Raw genomic sequence first — 16058 nt, 5'->3', positions numbered from 1 at the left:
ACACTACGGCCGGTCCTGGTGCACCTCCGGGCCGGCCGGTGGCAGAGCTCTCGCGAGCGCTGCCCGCGAGGTGATTCCCAATTTGGGGAAGATCCGGTAGAGGTGCGCCCCAATGGTGCGGGGGGACAGGTGCAGTGCGGCGCCGATCTCTTTGTTCGTGAGGCCGGTGGCCGCCAAGCGGGCGATGCGCGTCTCCTGGGCCGTGAGCGTGTTCGGACCGACCGTTCTGGGGGCCAACGCGGCCTCAAGGGTGCGGAGTTCGGCCTGACACTGCTGTACCCAGGGATCGGCGTCCAGCTGTCGGAAGGTGTCGGCGGCGGCCTCCAGTGCGTCGCGTGCCTCGGCGTGCCGGCCCGTGCGGCCCAACCAGGTGCCGTGTGCCAGCCGGAGGCGGGCAAGATCCAGGACCCACTGGGTGGCGCCCGGAACGGCGTAGGCCGCCGCGAAAGCCGCGTCCGCCGCGTCGGTACCTCGGCTCTTGCCATCGCTGTCGACGTGGCCCGCGGTCGTCATGGCGGTTGCCGCGGCCAGCAGGAAGGCGTGGTGCGCGGAAACCTCGTCCATACGGGCCTCCCGCCCCGCGGCCACGTGCGCCAAGGCCTCCGTCAAGCGCCCGCAGCGCAGGCTCGCGACGACGAAGTCGAAGAACGGGAGATGGAACCAGGCCATGCCGTACGGAAGTCGACCTGGCGGCATGAGGCGGCGCAGCAGGGCGTATGCCTCCCCGTAGCGCCCGTGGGCCAGGGCGGCAAGCGCGTCAAGGTGGTCCAGATGGTCCGTGACGAACCGCATCCTGGCCCGCGAAGCTGCGGGCGCGATCCGCGCCCGCACGGCCCGCAGCCCGTCCGTGTCGCCGCGGCCCGCGAGGAAGTGGGCGTAATAGTGGCGGAACAGCAGGGCGTTGCAGTGGTAGCCCAGCTCCTGTGCCGTCTCCGCCTCGCGCAGGCAGTCGTCGGCTGCTCCCCACTGCCCACGCAGGAAAGCCTGGTATGACTTCGCCTTCGCGACAGAGCCGCGCGTGGCGTATGCGTGCCCCCCGAAGAGTCGCCACAGGTCGGCGTCGGCGGCATCCACCGCAGTCGCCGCCCACAGGAGGATCCAAGCACTGCTTGTGTCCTGATGAGCCGTCAAATGAGCTGTGAGAGAGCGTAGTTCCGCTGCCACGCCGTGAGCCGTACGGGCCGGATCGATCCAGGCACGCAGGCACAGTCGGGCAGCGGGGGAGAGGTGCTCCGCGTACCGTTCCAGGGTTTCCCAGCCACGGGGGTCACCGGTGTACGCGGAGGCCAGCAGCAGTTTGAAGACGATCTGCTCGACGAGGTCCCCGGAGGCGGAGGCGCCGGGGGCGGTGAGGGTGGCCAGTGCCGGGGGCAGCAGGTCGAAGGAGGAGTCGAAGTCGACGTGGTGGCTCTGATCGACGTAGACGACGGCGTAGGCGAACAGCGGCGCGATGTCCGGGGGTACGGTCCCTCGTCGGAGCTCGCTCACCCGGCTCGCCGCGCAGGCGAGACGGCCGCCCCTGGCCGACATCACGGCCGCCCAGGTCAACCGCGCCGCACGACTGCCGGGGTCGGGGCTGAGGGCCGCCGCGCGGTCGAGGAGCAGGGCGCCCTCCGCGTCGCCGCCACGCAGCGCGATGCGTTCCCCGGCTTCCTGGAGGCGGGCGGCGAGTTTTTCGTCCGGCCCCGCCGCGGCGGCTGCCTCGTGCGGCAGTCGGCGAGGATCGTCCTCGGCCAGCCGCTCCGCCAGACTCCGGTGCGCGGCTCGTAGCTCCGCCTCCGATGCGCAGGTGATCACGGCGCTGCGTACCAGTGGGTGACGGAAGGCCAGAGCCCCCGTTGCGTCGATGCGTGCGAGGCCGCTCGCCTCAATGCGATCGAGGAGTTCTTCCGTGCACTCGTGACGGGGGTCGTGCGCGCCCCCGCTGCCGGGGCGGCACAGCGCGATGAGGAGGAGCAGCCGCGCCGCCTCGCGGGGCAGGGAGTCCAGCCGTTGCGCGTAGAGCGTCTCCAGGCGCTGCCCCAGTGGCAGCCGGTCCGGCAGTGGCGCCGCACCACTGCGATGGTCGTGCGCCAGCTGGCCCGGCAGCTCGGCCAGGGCCAGGGGGTTGCCCGCGGCTTCCTCCATGATCCGCTCGGCCGTGGGCGCCGCGAGACCCGGGTGCCAGTGCCGCAGCAGCGCGCGGGAGTCTTCGGGAGGAAGAGCCTCGACGTCCAGCACGTGCACGGGCCACCCCTGTGGCGCGGAGCTCTCGGCCCGTGTCGTACACACCATGGCCGCGCGCAGCCCGGCGATCCGCTGGCGCAGGAAGGCGAGGACGGTGGCGCTGGAGGAGTCCACCCAGTGCGAGTCGTCGATGAGGACCAGCACCGGGCGGATACGCGCTTCCTCCGCGAGCAGGGCCAGCGCGGACGCACCCACCATGAAGCCGCTCGGAGGCAGCCCGTCCCGCAGACCGAGGGCCCTTTCGAGTGCGTCGCGTTGCTGCCGGGGCAGCGCCCGGGAACTCTTCCACAGCGGCCGCAGTACCTGGCGCAGTGCCCCGAAGGCGATACCGACGTCGGACTCGTGGCCCGCGGCCCGCAGGACGGTGAAGCCCGCGCCCTCGGCGCGCTCGGCCGCCCAGTCGATCAGGGCGGTCTTCCCTATGCCCGCGTCGCCCCGCAACACTGTCGCCGAACCGCCCGCACATGACCGCGCGCTCTCCAAGGCACGCTCCAGCAGCTCGCGTTCGCGTTGCCGACCGACCAGCACCGTACTCCCCGGTCCCTCTCTCATGGCCGCCCTCGCCGGGAGCCGTCCACCTCGCGCCAGCGCGCCCCCCACAGCATCGCTCAGGGACGGACCACTCCAGCGTGATCGGGGGCCGCGCGGACGGTGAGTTCCATCTCTCCGTCTACGGACGCCGGCCCGGCGCGCAGTACGTCACGAGGCCAATTCCGGTGCACAGAGGGACAGATCGCCCGCTCACCCGCGTCTTAGCGTCGGGGGGTGGCGAGTCGCGCCGATGCGGCCGCCCCCTTACCCGAGTCTTCCGAGAGGCCACACCCGTGTTCGACATCTCCGCAGTACAGGCGGCCCCGAGCGGCGACTTGCTCACACCCGACAACGCGGTCATGGTCTTCGTGGATCACCAGCCGCAGATGTTCTTCGGCACCGGAAGCGGTGACCGCGCCGCGATCATCAACAGCACCGTCGGTCTCGCGAAGGCAGCCGTGGCATTCGATGTGCCGGTCGTCCTGACCACGGTGGCCGCCGACTCGTTCTCCGGTCCGCTGCTGCCGCAGCTCGCCGAGGTGTTCCCCGGCCACGAGGTGATCGACCGCACGACGATGAACGCCTGGGAGGACGATGCCCTGGTGGCCGCGGTCAAGGCGACCGGTCGTAAGAAGATCGTCCTGTCGGGTCTGTGGACCGAGGTGTGCCTGGTGCTGCCCGCGCTCTCCGCGCTGGAGCAGGGGTACGAGGTCTACGTCGTGTCCGACGCCTCAGGCGGCGTCAGCCCGGCCGCCCACGAGCACGCCCTACAGCGGATGCTGGCCGCCGGCGCGATCCCGGTCACCTGGGTACAGGTGCTCCTGGAACTCCAGCGGGACTGGGCACGCCAGGAGACCTACGGCGCCGTAATGGAGATCGTCAAGGCCCACGCGGGCGCGTACGGACTGGGTGTCGTGTACGCGCAGGCCGTCATCGGCGCACACGCGGCCGGCTGACCCCCTTGGACACCGGCATCTTGGTCCTGCGTCTGCTGGTGGGCCTGCTCGTCGCGGGCCACGGCGTGCAGAAGATCAGCTCACATCTCGGCGGCAAGGGACTCGACGGCGGTGCCGAGGAGTTCCGCGCCGACGGCTTCCGCGGCGGAACCCTCACCGCACTCGCGGCGGGCGGCGGCCAGATCGGCTCCGGCCTGCTGCTCGCCGCTGGGTTCCTCACCCCGCTCGCCGCGACCGGAGCGATCGGGGTCATGACCGTCGCCCTCACCGTGAAGTGGCACAACGGCCTGTGGGTCCAGAACGACGGATACGAATACCCGCTGGTCCTCATCGTCACCGCCGCCGCCCTGGCCGCCATCGGCCCGGGAGCCTGGTCCCTCGACGCGGCCATCGGCCTGACGCCGTACCCGCTGTGGTGGACGGCTGTGGTGCTCGCGGTCGGCGGCGCCAGCGGACTGCTCACCCGGCTCGTGCTGCACCGCGCCCCGGCGACGGGCCCGGCCACGGCCGCAGCGACAGGGGCGGCCCAGGCCTCGGCCACCAGCCGCCCCTGAGCGCCGCGCGCAGACCGGGTCCAGCCATCCGCGCGCACCCCTTTGGCCCGAGCGGCCGGACTCACCCCTCCCAGAGTCATGAACCACAGGAGCACCCGTTGGAACCCGCACCCAGCACCGCGTCTCGGCCGGCGGAGGCCAGCCGCTGCTGCGCCAAAAGGGCGCGGAGACCCAGTTGTTCGGAAACCTCAAGCAGCTGCCGATCGGCCTCGGACACGACACCCGCAAGTACGCCTGCCAGCGGCTGAACCGCGTTCTCGCCGACACACACATCCTGTACGCCCTCTACAAGAAGCACCACTGGCTCATGAGCGGAGCCACCTTCTCCTCGCTCCACCTGGAGAAGCAGACCGCCGCCCTGCTCGCAGGTGTGGACGAGAGCGTCTTCAAGGGCATCGAGGACGCCATCACGGCCGACCGCTTCGCCTTCATGTCCGCCTTCCTCGCCGACTTCTACAACGTCGACGTCCTGGATGGCGAGCGCGTAAGTGACCAAGTGATTCAGGCGAGTTGGAACGTGGCCCTCGGCGCATCCGCCAAGGGCACCCTCGACTGCGTCCAGGCCTGGCTCACGGACTTCCGCGCGGACCTGCCGCGCATCGACGTGCCCACGCTGATCATCCACGGCGACGCCAACCGGACCCTGCCCATCGACGCCACGGCGATCCCGTTGGCGAAGAGCATCGCGGGCGCGCGGCTCGACGTCGTCCCCGGCGGGCCGCACGGCCTGATCTGGACCCATGCCGCAGAGGTCAACTCCGCCCTGCTCGCCTTCCTGCGCTGAGACCCACCCACCCGTACCGCCTCTGAAGGAGCCCCCATGTCGAACCAGCCGAACCCGTCCAACCAGCCGGACCGATCCGACCGGTCGGGCCTGCCGCCGGTCCTGGAGCCCGCGGCCCAGGCGTTCGCCGATGCCACCGCCGAGCCGCCGTACCTCTACCAGATCCCCGTCGCGGACGGCCGCAAGGCCGTGGACGGAGTCCAGGGCGGCGAAGGCGTCGCCCTGGACGCCGTGGACGAGGAATGGATCACCGTGCAGGGCGGCCCCACCGGAGACGTACGCGCCCGGATCGTGCGCCCCAGCGGCATCGGCGGAACCCTTCCCGTCATCCTCTACATCCACGGCGCGGGCTGGGTCTTCGGCAACGCCCACACCCATGACCGTCTCGTGCGCGAACTCGCCGTCGGGGCGCGGGCGGCGGTCGTCTTCCCCGAGTACGACCTCTCGCCCGAGGCGCGCTACCCCGTGGCCATCGAGCAGAACTACAGCGTCGCCCAGTGGGTTTCCCGCGAGGGACACCACAAGCAGCTGGACGGCACCCGCATCGCCGTCGCGGGCGACTCGGTCGGCGGCAACATGAGCGCCGCCCTCACCCTCATGGCCAAGGAGCGCGGCGACGTCCGCATCGTCCACCAGGTCCTGTTCTACCCGGTCACCGACGCCTCCTTCGACACCGCGTCCTACCACGAGTTCGCCACCGGCTACTTCTTGCGCCGCGCGGCCATGCGGTGGTTCTGGGACCAGTACACGACCGACGAGGACGAGCGTGCCCGTGTCACCGCCTCCCCGCTGCGCGCCTCCCGCGACCAGCTCACCGGACTGCCGCCCGCCCTGGTCATCACCGCCGAGGCCGACGTCCTGCGCGACGAGGGCGAAGCGTACGCGGCCGAGCTCCGCGCCGCGGGTGTCCCCGTCACCGCCCTGCGCGTGCTGGGCACCATCCACGACTTCGTCATGCTGAACGCGCTGCGCGAGACGCATGCCGCGTCGCTCGCCATCGGCCTGGCGGCCGACACCCTCCGCAAGGCCCTGGCATGACCGGAGCGAAGACCCCGGCCACCCCGGACGCCACGGCGAGCATGCCCGTGTCCGGCGTGCTCCCGGCACCGAACGCGGACCGGTCGGCAGCCGACCTCCTGGTGCGCAACGCCAAGGTGTTCACCGGCGATGCCGGGCGCCCCGCGGCCCGCGCCGTCGCGATCCGCGACGGCCGGGTCGTGGCCCTCGGCGACGACCACGACCTCGCGCGGTTCGTGGGCCCGGCGACCAGGATCGTCGACGCACTCGGCCGCCGGGTGGTCCCCGGCCTGAACGACTCACACCTGCACGTCATCCGAGGCGGCCTCAACTACGTCCTGGAGCTGCGCTGGGACGGGGTGCGCAGCCTTCACCACGCGCTGGCCATGCTGCGCGACCAAGCCGGCCGCACTCCCAAGGGGCAGTGGATACGGGTCGTCGGAGGCTGGACCGCCGAGCAGTTCGCCGAACGCAGGATGCCGACCGTGGCCGAGCTGAACGCCGCCGCGCCCGACACACCGGTGTTCGTCCTGCACCTCTACCAGTCGGCACTGATGAACCGGGCCGCCGTACGGGCCGCCGGATACACCCGCGAGACCCCTGACCCGCGGGGCGGCCAGATCGTACGGGGCCGGGACGGCGAGCCCACCGGCGTGCTCCTTGCGGCGCCGAGCGCCCTCATCCTGTATTCCACCCTGGCGAAGGCGCCGGCCCTCGACGCGGCGGACAAAAGGACGTCGACACGGCACTTCCTGCGCGAACTGAACCGATTCGGGCTGACGTCGGCGGTCGACGCCGCCGGCGGCTTCCAGAACTTCCCCGACAACTACGCCACGGTCATGGACCTTGCCAGGTCGGGGGAGCTGTCGCTGCGGATCGCCTACCACCTCTTCCCGCAGACGGCGGGACAGGAGATCGCCGACCTGAAGCGCTGGACCGAGATGGCCGAGCCCGGGGACGGGGACGAGTGGCTGCGCCTCAACGGCGCGGGCGAGAACCTGACCTGGGCCGCCGCCGATTTCGAGAACTTCTCCGAACCCCGGCCCGAACTCGCCGAGGGATACGAGGCCGAATTCGAGCAGGCAGTCCGGCTGCTGATGGAGAAGGGCTGGGGATTCCGGCTCCACGCGACCTATGACGAGACGATCCGCCGCGATCTGGCCGTCTTCGAGAAGCTTGCCGCCGAAGGGCTCTTTCCGGGCGGGAACCGCTGGCTCTTCGACCACGCCGAAACGGTGTCGGCCGACAGCCTGGACCGGATCGCGGCCCTCGGCGGGGCCCTGTCCGTACAGAACCGGATGTCCTTCCAGGGCACGGCCTTCCTCGACCGCTACGGCGCCGAGGCAACCGCCCACGCCCCACCGGTCCGGGCCATGCTCGACCGGGGCCTGACCGTCGCCGCGGGAACGGATGCCACGCGTGTGTCCTCGTACAACCCGTGGGTGTCGCTGCACTGGCTCGTCACCGGTCGTACCGTCGGCGGGACCGTGCTCCACCCGGCCGCGAACCTGCTCAGCAGGGAGACCGCGCTCGGCCTCTACACCCGCGGGGGCGCACAGCTCACCGGCGAGCAGGACGTCAAGGGGATCCTGCGCGAGGGCTGCTACGGCGACCTGGCGATCCTGTCGGACGACTACTTCACCGTGCCGCCGTCCGCCATACCCGACATCGAATCCGTGCTCACCATCGTCGGCGGCCGCATCGTCTACGCGAGCGCGGAGTACGAGGGCCTTGACGAAGCCCTCCCTCCGGTCAGCCCGCCGTGGGCGCCGGTAGCCCGGTTCGGCGGCTATCAGGCACGTGGCCGACTGCCGGGCGACCAGCGGTCGGACGGTGCGGAGCAGGCCCTCCGTGTGGCCGAGGCAGTCGCCGAGTCCGAGCAGCACCGCCAGTGGCGTGTCGCACGCGGCGCCGGACCCGATACGCCTCCACCCTTCCTCGACCCCTGCTTCGCGCACTGAACAAGGGACCCCTTCCGATGTGTACACCCCCCGCCGTCGGCGGCGATCCGGGCGACAGTCCGGACCCGGACAGCACCGAAAGTTCGGACAGCACCGAAAGCCCGGAGAGCCGGGAAGGCCGGAAAGGACCGGAAGCCGAGGCCGGTCCGGTGGTGACGGCCGCCGCCCGCCGTCACGAACCGGACCTCCGGTCGATGACGCGGATCAACCTGCGTCCCATCGCCTCACCCATGCCCCTCGGGTTCTTCACCGTGGCGATCGCGTCCGCGATGACGGGCTGCCTGCAACTGGGGCTCTTCGAAGCAGCGGACCGCCGGGCCGTCGCCCTGTGCGTACTGCCCGCCTTCGCCCTCCAACTCCTGGTCAGCATGCTGGCCTTCGGCGCACGGGACGTGCTCGCGGCGACCCTCATGGGCACGTTCGCCGGCAGCTGGCTGGCGTACTCCCTCGTCATGGGCACCGGCGCGCCCGGTGCCCTCCGGGTACTGGGTGTGTTCAACCTGGCCTTCCTGTGCTTCGGGGCGCTGATGGCGGCCGTGGCCCGGCCCAAGCGGGCGCTGTGGTTCGTCCTCGTCGCGTCGCTGCCGCGCTGGGCTGCCACCGGCCTTGCGGGGCTGACCGGGACGGCGTGGATGACCCGCACGGCCGGCGCCCTCGGGATCCTGGTCGCGCTCGTCGCGACGTACGCGGCCTTCGCGCTGATGCTGGAGGACATGCGCAGCGAGGAAGTCCTGCCCATCGGCCGCAGCGGTCCCGCGCACACCGCGGTCGAGGGCGACCTCGCGGTGCAACTCCGCAACCTGGAGCGCCAGGCGGGCGTGCGCCGCACCCTCTGAACACTCCGGTGCTCCGGTGCGCCGGAACTCTTGCGACCCCTCTACGGAAGAAGGCAACTCCTGGGCAGTTCGGCATTTTCACGGTGGGCGACGTCACCCCCGATCCGACCTCGGGGCGGACCCCCACCGAGCACGAGCGGATGAGCGCGATGGTCACCATCGCGCTCAAGGCGGAGGAGGTGGGGCTCGACGTCTTCGCGACCGGCGAGCACCACAACCCACCGTTCGTGCCCTCCTCGCCGGCCACGATGCTCGGCTACATCGCCGCCCGTACCGAGCGGCTGATCCTGCTACAGCGGTCTGTTCAAGTCCTTCGTCGACGTGATCGACCGTGACGCGCTCGTCGGCAAGCCGACTCTGATCGCGGCCACCGGCGGCACCGCACGGCACTCCCTCGCTCTGGAATACGCGCTGCGATCGCTCTTCGTGCACCTGCGCGCCCAGGTGGTGCCGACCGCCGTCTTCGCGGCTCCGGAGGACTGGGGCTCGGCCGACGGCCGAACTCGTCGCGTCCGGCGCCCCGTCCACCGTTGGCCTCCCGGCCACCGCCGCATCCGCGACCGACTTGGCCGCCTCGCCGGAGCAGGAACGGAACCGCGCGTGTAGCAGACGGCCAGGAGGCGTCTCGGTACGAGATCTTCGCCGGCGCGGACGTCCCTGACACGGTGGGCTTGGCCGAGCATTTCCTCTCGTAGGGGGAGATCGGCTTCATCCAGACAGAGACCGCCCCGCGCTTCGGTGGCCAGTGTCTCGGTGGCCTGCTCGCCCGCGGCGCGCTGGACGACGTCCGGGCTTGTGGGCTGCACGTCGTGCCGTATTGCCCCTTCATCCGGGAGCGGATCCACAAGCACCGCGATCGCGCCGACCCGGGTGCCCGAGGGACATCGTGCCCGGTTCGGTCTCCGACCGCCGAGTGGCCGGCGAGCCGTCTCAACCTTGACGGGCCATCAGGCGGTCCGGCTCCGGGACTGCCACTCCCGGGGAGACATGGCGTACGCGGCGCGGAAGGCCCGGCTGAAGTGCGATGGGCTCACGAAGCCCCATCGGTGGGCCACCGCGGAGACGGAGATGGACGACGCGGTCCGCGACGGCAAGGACAGGTCACGGCGACACCGCTCCAGGCGCTCCCCCTGAACCCAACGGCTCACGGTGACCCCGTCCGACTGGAAGAGCTTGTGCAGATACCGCACCGAGATGTGGTTCGCCGCCGCGATCCGCTCCGGCGAGAGATCGGGATCCGCCAAGTGCCGAAGTGCGTACGCCTTGACACGCGCCAGCATCCCGCGGGCGACTTCCGAAGCCTGGGGGTTCAGCCGGCCCTGGCGTTCACGGATGAGTACGGCCAGCAGGTCGCTCGCGGTCATGGCGAGCTGCTCGCCCGTGTAGGGGTCGAACCCGCCCGCCCGCTCGGCCAGGCGCTCCAGATACCCGGCGACCAGCGCGGACGTACCGCAATCACTACCGAATACGGTCCCGGTGATTGCCCGCAGATCATCCTCCGTCACGCCGAGCCCTTCCTTCGGCACCCGGAATGCCGTGAAGCGGAAGGGATCCGGCTGCTCGCGCTCGTACGGCTGACCGGCGTCCGAGCAGGTGAAGGTTCCCGGCTTGACCAGGGCCTGGCGGCTGTGCTGGGTGAGCTTCGCGCTCCCCCGGTGCTGCATCGTGACGGTGATGAACCCCTCCCCGCCCCGGGCGATCAAGCGCCGGTCGCGCGAGACGGTCTGGGGGCCCGCCTCGACCACGGAGATCTGCAAGGGGCCGAGCGATCGACTGGAGATCGTCGCCACCGAGGGCTGGCCCTCGTGCAGCACCACGTCGAGCGGAATGAACGTGTCGGACACCACACTGTGCCAGTAGTCCGCACGTTCGTACGGCGCCAGCGGCGCGGTGGACAGCACGACGGGCATCCGTCGGCAAAGGGTGGTGGTGCTGGAAGTCAGGCTCACGGGCTCTCCGGTGACATGCGGATCTCTCCGGGCCAGTCTCGGAGCATCCGGCACGGACGCCATCGGTCACATGACTTAAGAGAACGCCGACAGCGCCGGTGAGCCCGGCGCTGCCTCCACCTCGCAGCCACCCTCATAGGGATCCGCGACCGGCCGCAGGATTTATCCACCCCTTGCCGACCGTCTTCTCCTTCTTCTCTGCGTCGCCCACGCGGGGATCACTGTGGGCGGCCCGTTGGCCGGGCATGGAATGGCCCAAGCAGGGCGTACATCAAGGGAGTTGGAGGACATGGACAGGATTGGCTTGTTGCCCGACCCGCCTCGTGGCGCCATGACGCCGGTCTATGTAGGGCCAGTTGATCACAGGCCGCATGGCGCCGATTGAGTCGACCTCTCTTGACGGTCATGCCCAGGCTCGGGCAAGACCTCGCACGACACCGCCGTGTGGGACTCAGGGTGCGCAGAGTCGATTGAGATCGTTGACATCCCCCTGTAGGGCCTGGGTGCCCGGACTGTTCCAGGGGTGCCGGTTGAGGAAGTCCTGTGCGGCGTTGCGTACCCCCTGCCAGTCGGTGGCTCGGGTCGGGGACCCGGCCCGCTGCAAGTCGGCCCGGGTGTTGCGGACGGCCTCGCCGCAGCTGCTGGCCCTCAGGCCGTTGAAGGCTGGGGGCGCCGCTGATGCGGCGGCGCCCAGAGTGGTGCTGAGTGCCACCGCACTCATGACGCCGGCCAGTGCCATTCTCCGGATCTGCATGCGTTGCACCTCTCTCGCGGCCCGACCGCCGGTTGCGGATCGGCCACGTCAGCTGTTCCACAGCGGACCGGAGCGTATACCGGCACGGCGTGACGAAACGATCACCCGTCATCCGTTCCAGTGGTGCTGGCGGTCTCGCTTCGCTCAGCCGGTCTGGCGGTGATCGTCCGCAGCAGGCGGCGACGGGGCGTGCCCGGGGGCGTCACCGCCCGCTGGAAGCAAGCCGGATGTCGAGGGTTTGGTGCGATGGTGGCGGCGTTCGATCAGGATTCACCGTTGGGCTGGCAGGTGGCGGCGCCGAGTGCTCCGCCGCGTTGGGCCGCGGCCATAGCAACTCCAGGCACTGGTGAGGATGTGGCGCCGCCGCACTTCGCGGCGCTCCTCGCTCAAGCGGGGCATGCGCTCACTCCAAACAAGAACGGTGGTTTCCGTTACCGGGGAGCGCCGAGGGGCTGCCGGTCCTCCCGGGGCCGCACCGAGCAGAGCAGCGCCAGGCGGTCGGCATCCGTGCTGCCGGGCTCGGCTGTGCCGACGAGGAGGCTCTGCCCGGGAGCGTCCTGCACCTCGAAGGTCTGGTACGTGAGTGTCATCCGGCCTGCGACGGGGTGGTGGAAGGTCTTGTGCCGGCTGCCCAGCCGTCCGACGTCCTGACGTTCCCACAGGATCGTGAACGTCTCGCTCTCCGCGCGGAGTTCGGCGATCAGGGCCGCGAGGTGGGGGTCGTGGCGCTCGTGGCCGTAAGCGAGCCGTAGCGCGGCGACGGTGTCGCGCGCCACGCTCTCCCACTCCGCGAACAGCGCGCGTGCGGCAGGGTCGCGGAAGAGGGAGCGGACCATGTGGCGCGGGTCCGCCAGCGGTGACAGCAGCGCGGCGGCCGGCGCGTTAGAGGCGAGAACGTCCAGGCGGCGGTTGACGACGTAGGCGACCGCGGTCGGGAACGCGTCCATCAGCTGCCGCAGCTGGGGTGCCACGCGCTCCGCGCCGGGGACGTCGTCGCGCGGGACCAGGCCGGCCAGGCGGTAGGCGTGCCAGCACGCGTCGGAGTCCAGGTTCAGGGCCCGGGCGAGGGCGCCGATGACCTGGCCGGAGGGGTGCCGCTCGCGGCCCTGCTCCAGGCGGGCGTAGTAGTCGGCGCTGACGCCGGCGAGGACGGCGACCTCCTCGCGCCGCAGTCCGCTGACCCGGCGGCTCGTGGAGCGGGGCAGCCCCGCGTCCTGCGGACTGACCCGCGAACGGCGTGCCAGCAGGAATGCGCCCAGTTCATTGCCGCTCATACCGGAAAGCCTACGCCGCCGCTTCCTAGGAGTGTGGCACCCAGGAAGAGCCCTCCTGCCGCCTGCGCGGGATGCGGGCCATGCTGACGGAACCGGACGGTCCACTCATGAGGCCGTCGGCCTGACGAAGGAACGAGCATGACGTACCCGGCCGCCACGACTGCCCCGAAGACCGTCCTGATCACCGGGGCCAGCAGCGGCATCGGCGAAGCCACCGCCCGACGGCTGGCGGCAGCAGGCCATCAGGTGGTCCTGGGCGCGCGCCGAGTGGAGCACCTGGCGGCCCTCGCCAAGGAGATCGAAGCCGATGGCGGCAGTGCCCTGCCGCACGCCCTGGACGTGACGGATCCACTCGGCATGCGCTCGTTCGTCCAGGCCGCTCTCGACCATTACGGCCGGATCGACGTCCTGGTCAACAACGCCGGGGTCATGCCCCTGTCCCGCCTCGACGCACTGCGGACCGATGAGTGGGACCGCATGATCGACGTCAACCTGCGCGGAGTCCTGCACGGCATCGCAGCGGTCCTGCCCACCATGACCGCTCAGGGCGCCGGGCACATCGTGAACGTCGCCTCCGTGTCCGGGCTGCGCGTGGACCCGACCGCCGCCGTGTACAGCGCCACCAAGCACGCGGTCCGCGCCCTGTCCGAGGGGATGCGTCAGGAGAGCCGTAACCTGCGGGTGACCGTGATCAGCCCCGGCCTGACCCACAGCGAACTGGCCGAGACCATCGCCGACCGGGACACCAAGGACGCGGTCGCGGGCCACATGGCCATCGCGATCCCCGCAGCGGCGATCGGCGAGGCGGTCCACTACGCGATCACCCAGCCCGCCGAGGTCGACGTCAACGAACTCGTTGTCCGCCCGACCGCCCAAGGCTGAACCGCACGCCTGCCGGCAAAGAAAGGCAGCCGGTCATGATGACCGAAGACCAGGTGCGCACCTGGGTCGAGGGGTACCTGAGAGCCTGGACCAGCGGCAGCGAGAGGGACATCGCCGCGCTGTTCACCCCGCAGGCCGAATACCACGAGTGGCCCTACGAAACGGACTGGATCGGCCGCGACGCCATCGTCCAAGGCTGGCAGAGCCGCACCCCCTGGCAGGAAGGCGGCTGGGCATTCGACTGGTCCCTCCTCACCCTCAACGGCGACACCGCAGCCATCGAAGGCACCGGCCGCTACAAGGAACTCGGCACCTTCGCCAACCTCTGGACCGTCACGTTCGACAAGAACTCCCGTTGCACCATGTTCCGCATGTGGAACAACGAGATCTGACCCGCCGGACGTGGTGCTCCAAGACAATGACCACGACCCCGGCACGGTGGAGCAGGCGTGGGAGGGGAGTGGGGCCCGGACGGCGGCGGGTCCGGGCGAAGTCCACCGGCACGTGGTCGCATCCGTCTCCGCCAGGTCGCGTGGCGGCGAAGCCCGCAGGCAGGCCTTGCGTGACCGCGTAGTCGAGCTCGCTGAGGGTTGTCACCGTTGATGAAGGTCGGCTGACCGGTGCCCAACACGGCCCCGTCCGCCTGCAAGTGCAGGGACTGGTTGCGGGCCTCGTCGTCGGCACGGTTGAGGATGTTCACGTTGAAGCCGCCCGCCAGGACCCAGTTGCGGTGGTCGATGGCCGCGAAGCCACGGACCTGGCCGGGGAGTCCGTGACCGTCGCCAGGTTCATCTGGCCGCCCTCCCACGTGTCCTGGTCCGTACCGCCGCCCCTGCGGGGCCGGTCTGCTGGAAGTACACGTAACGGTTGCCGCCGTTCGGGCCTGCCGGCCAGGTCACGGGGCCGCGGGACAGCTTTGGGAGCGCATCGGAGGTCGCAGCACGTCCTGTGCGTTCTGAGTCATGAGTAGGGGCGCGCAGCGACGAAACGGGGGCCTTCGGTGCCCATAGCGTGCGGAGTCCGGCGTCCGGATGATCGGCGCCACGTCAAGAAGAGGACACATGCTGAGAAGACTCTGCTCCATCGTGCTGTCGCTGGCGGTAGCCATGGGCCTGGTGACAGCCCTGAGCGGAACCGCGTCCGCGACCAATTACCAAGTCATTGACTGGCACGTCGACAGGATCACCGACGGCGGAACCGAGCACGCCCAGCGGTACTGGAACCTGATCGACGCCATCCATCAGCACACCTACGGCAGCCCGACCTACCAGGACGGCATCCGGCAGACAACCAACGAGCACCGACTGATCCAGGTCCGAGCCCTGGACACCGACAACCGCCACCTCGCCTCGGTATACCTCTGGGCTGACAACCTCTATGTGGCCGGGTTCTACGCCCCCGCCACCAACACCCACCTCGTGTTCAGCGACCGGGTACAGGAGTTCCAGAACGCCCTCGGCATCACCAACGCCCGCATCATGCCACGCACCGGCAGCTACTCCGGCCTCCCCGGCGGTAACAACCGGGAGAACCTGGTCCTGACCCCCCAGACCATGTACCACGCCATGCAGCAACTGAACAACGCGACCGAGTACAACGACAACGTCGGCCAGGCGCTCCTGGTATCGATCCAGGTCTTCTCGGAGGCGGCCCGCTTCTCGCCCATCTTCAACCGGGTGGGACGCAACATCCGCAACTACGAGAACACGCAGTTGGGCCCCGATTACGCCACGCTGGAAAACCAATGGGGCTCCATCTCTCAATTCACCTACGACGTCCGCCAGCGCGCCGCGTCCATTCGCATCCTCGGCAACCTGATCCAGACTCTCGCGCAATTGCGGGACGTGCTCGGGTTCGTTGAAGTCAACGGGTCCATCGCCAAGTTCTGACGCTCCGCGCCCGGTCAGCCGGGCCGGCTAGCGGGGCCAATTTCAGTGCTTTCCGTGGCGACCGGGGGCAGCCGCCCTGTGCGGGGCCGCACGCTCGTCACCGCGTGAGGGAGCGGGAGCGGTCTTACCGTGAAGCGGAGTGCTTCCTAGGGCGGCTGAGTGGGTGTTCGTCTCCTGCGCGTCGGCGACTGGACGCGTTGCGCGAAGGGGCGCGGATCTCGGGGTACGTGGAGGGGGACAGACCGGCGCTCGGTGCTCACCAAGCCGTTCTGGGCACCGGGCAGGAAGAGACTGGAGTAGGGACCGGAAGCCACGCTCAGGCGGTACTCCGTATGCGACCGTTGACCGCCATCTCGCGCGGTGGACTGGCCGAGCCGGCATCCTCGCTCTCCCGCTTGGCGGTTTGCTCAACCGATGTCGCCAGATCGGTGACAGTGGTCGGCGT

At 70.3% G+C, this 16058-nt stretch carries 13 protein-coding genes and 3 pseudogenes; 12 read left to right on the top strand and 4 right to left on the bottom strand.

Annotation, left to right across the window (positions count from 1 at the left end; all coding sequences use genetic code 11):
- Nucleotides 1-3 precede the first annotated feature (3 nt).
- Nucleotides 4-2778, bottom strand: coding sequence for an AAA family ATPase (locus tag ACFYM2_RS07500; protein ID WP_388834139.1), 2775 nt, complete (start codon nucleotides 2776-2778; stop codon nucleotides 4-6).
- Nucleotides 2779-3050: 272 nt separating this feature from the next.
- Here ACFYM2_RS07500 and ACFYM2_RS07495 point away from each other — a divergent pair, with 272 nt between their 5' ends.
- The 9 genes and pseudogenes from ACFYM2_RS07495 to ACFYM2_RS07455 form a co-directional block, all read left to right on the top strand.
- Nucleotides 3051-3713, top strand: coding sequence for a hydrolase (locus ACFYM2_RS07495; protein WP_388834135.1), 663 nt, complete (start codon nucleotides 3051-3053; stop codon nucleotides 3711-3713).
- Between the two features lie 5 nt (nucleotides 3714-3718).
- Nucleotides 3719-4267, top strand: coding sequence for a DoxX family protein (locus ACFYM2_RS07490; protein ID WP_388461994.1), 549 nt, complete (start codon nucleotides 3719-3721; stop codon nucleotides 4265-4267).
- A 175-nt stretch (nucleotides 4268-4442) separates the two neighbouring features.
- Nucleotides 4443-5051 (top strand): hypothetical protein, encoded by a 609-nt coding sequence (locus tag ACFYM2_RS07485; protein ID WP_388834133.1) that lies wholly within the window; start codon nucleotides 4443-4445, stop codon nucleotides 5049-5051.
- Between the two features lie 36 nt (nucleotides 5052-5087).
- A complete protein-coding gene (locus tag ACFYM2_RS07480) occupies nucleotides 5088-6089 on the top strand; it encodes an alpha/beta hydrolase (protein WP_388834131.1) in 1002 nt (333 codons plus the stop codon).
- Nucleotides 6086-8029, top strand: coding sequence for an amidohydrolase (locus ACFYM2_RS07475; protein WP_388461998.1), 1944 nt, complete (start codon nucleotides 6086-6088; stop codon nucleotides 8027-8029). Before ACFYM2_RS07480 ends, ACFYM2_RS07475 begins: the two co-directional genes overlap by 4 nt.
- A gap of 194 nt (nucleotides 8030-8223) precedes the next feature.
- Nucleotides 8224-8865: a GPR1/FUN34/YaaH family transporter gene (locus ACFYM2_RS07470; RefSeq protein WP_388834264.1), complete on the top strand. Its 642-nt coding sequence runs from the start codon at nucleotides 8224-8226 to the stop codon at nucleotides 8863-8865.
- Nucleotides 8866-8873: 8 nt separating this feature from the next.
- Nucleotides 8874-9155 (top strand): annotated as a pseudogene (locus tag ACFYM2_RS07465) (LLM class flavin-dependent oxidoreductase); the annotation flags it as partial.
- Nucleotide 9156: 1 nt separating this feature from the next.
- Nucleotides 9157-9471, top strand: a pseudogene (locus tag ACFYM2_RS07460) (NAD(P)H-dependent oxidoreductase); the annotation flags it as partial.
- Nucleotides 9472-9566: 95 nt separating this feature from the next.
- Nucleotides 9567-9668: pseudogene (locus ACFYM2_RS07455) on the top strand (GNAT family N-acetyltransferase); the annotation flags it as partial.
- A gap of 144 nt (nucleotides 9669-9812) precedes the next feature.
- On the opposite strand, the gene ACFYM2_RS07450 reads toward ACFYM2_RS07455, so the two are convergent.
- The 3 genes from ACFYM2_RS07450 to ACFYM2_RS07440 form a co-directional block, all read right to left on the bottom strand.
- Nucleotides 9813-10814, bottom strand: a complete 1002-nt coding sequence (locus ACFYM2_RS07450) for a helix-turn-helix domain-containing protein (RefSeq protein WP_359006572.1) — start codon at nucleotides 10812-10814, stop codon at nucleotides 9813-9815.
- A gap of 451 nt (nucleotides 10815-11265) precedes the next feature.
- Nucleotides 11266-11568 carry a hypothetical protein gene (locus ACFYM2_RS07445; protein WP_388462002.1) on the bottom strand — a complete coding sequence of 101 codons (303 nt, stop codon included), beginning with the start codon at nucleotides 11566-11568 and terminating at the stop codon, nucleotides 11266-11268.
- 431 nt (nucleotides 11569-11999) lie between these two features.
- Nucleotides 12000-12842 (bottom strand): helix-turn-helix domain-containing protein, encoded by an 843-nt coding sequence (locus tag ACFYM2_RS07440; protein WP_388834128.1) that lies wholly within the window; start codon nucleotides 12840-12842, stop codon nucleotides 12000-12002.
- 138 nt (nucleotides 12843-12980) lie between these two features.
- On the opposite strand from ACFYM2_RS07440, the gene ACFYM2_RS07435 reads away from it, so the two are divergent.
- The 3 genes from ACFYM2_RS07435 (at nucleotide 12981) to ACFYM2_RS07425 (ending at nucleotide 15613) form a co-directional block, all read left to right on the top strand.
- Nucleotides 12981-13724 (top strand): SDR family oxidoreductase, encoded by a 744-nt coding sequence (locus ACFYM2_RS07435; protein WP_388834125.1) that lies wholly within the window; start codon nucleotides 12981-12983, stop codon nucleotides 13722-13724.
- Between the two features lie 35 nt (nucleotides 13725-13759).
- Nucleotides 13760-14116: a nuclear transport factor 2 family protein gene (locus tag ACFYM2_RS07430; RefSeq protein ID WP_359006583.1), complete on the top strand. Its 357-nt coding sequence runs from the start codon at nucleotides 13760-13762 to the stop codon at nucleotides 14114-14116.
- A 669-nt stretch (nucleotides 14117-14785) separates the two neighbouring features.
- Nucleotides 14786-15613 (top strand): ribosome-inactivating family protein, encoded by an 828-nt coding sequence (locus tag ACFYM2_RS07425; RefSeq protein ID WP_388462008.1) that lies wholly within the window; start codon nucleotides 14786-14788, stop codon nucleotides 15611-15613.
- Nucleotides 15614-16058: the final 445 nt, after the last annotated feature.

Origin of the sequence: Streptomyces sp. NPDC006711, from assembly GCF_042869775.1 — a bacterium.
Lineage (GTDB): Bacteria > Actinomycetota > Actinomycetes > Streptomycetales > Streptomycetaceae > Streptomyces.
The sequence above is the reverse complement of the archived record's forward strand: the minus strand, read 5'-3'. Positions and strand labels throughout refer to the sequence as shown.

Excerpts from the sequence above, each read along its gene's own strand:
- ACFYM2_RS07435 (WP_388834125.1), top strand. The coding sequence starts at position 12,981 with ATGACGTACCCGGCCGCCACGACTGCCCCGAAGACCGTCCTGATCACC.
- ACFYM2_RS07470 (WP_388834264.1), top strand. The coding sequence starts at position 8,224 with ATGACGCGGATCAACCTGCGTCCCATCGCCTCACCCATGCCCCTCGGG.
- ACFYM2_RS07440 (WP_388834128.1), bottom strand. The coding sequence starts at position 12,842 with ATGAGCGGCAATGAACTGGGCGCATTCCTGCTGGCACGCCGTTCGCGG.
- ACFYM2_RS07475 (WP_388461998.1), top strand. The coding sequence starts at position 6,086 with ATGACCGGAGCGAAGACCCCGGCCACCCCGGACGCCACGGCGAGCATG.
- ACFYM2_RS07425 (WP_388462008.1), top strand. The coding sequence starts at position 14,786 with ATGCTGAGAAGACTCTGCTCCATCGTGCTGTCGCTGGCGGTAGCCATG.
- ACFYM2_RS07480 (WP_388834131.1), top strand. The coding sequence starts at position 5,088 with ATGTCGAACCAGCCGAACCCGTCCAACCAGCCGGACCGATCCGACCGG.
- ACFYM2_RS07445 (WP_388462002.1), bottom strand. The coding sequence starts at position 11,568 with ATGCAGATCCGGAGAATGGCACTGGCCGGCGTCATGAGTGCGGTGGCA.
- ACFYM2_RS07500 (WP_388834139.1), bottom strand. The coding sequence starts at position 2,778 with ATGAGAGAGGGACCGGGGAGTACGGTGCTGGTCGGTCGGCAACGCGAA.
- ACFYM2_RS07430 (WP_359006583.1), top strand. The coding sequence starts at position 13,760 with ATGATGACCGAAGACCAGGTGCGCACCTGGGTCGAGGGGTACCTGAGA.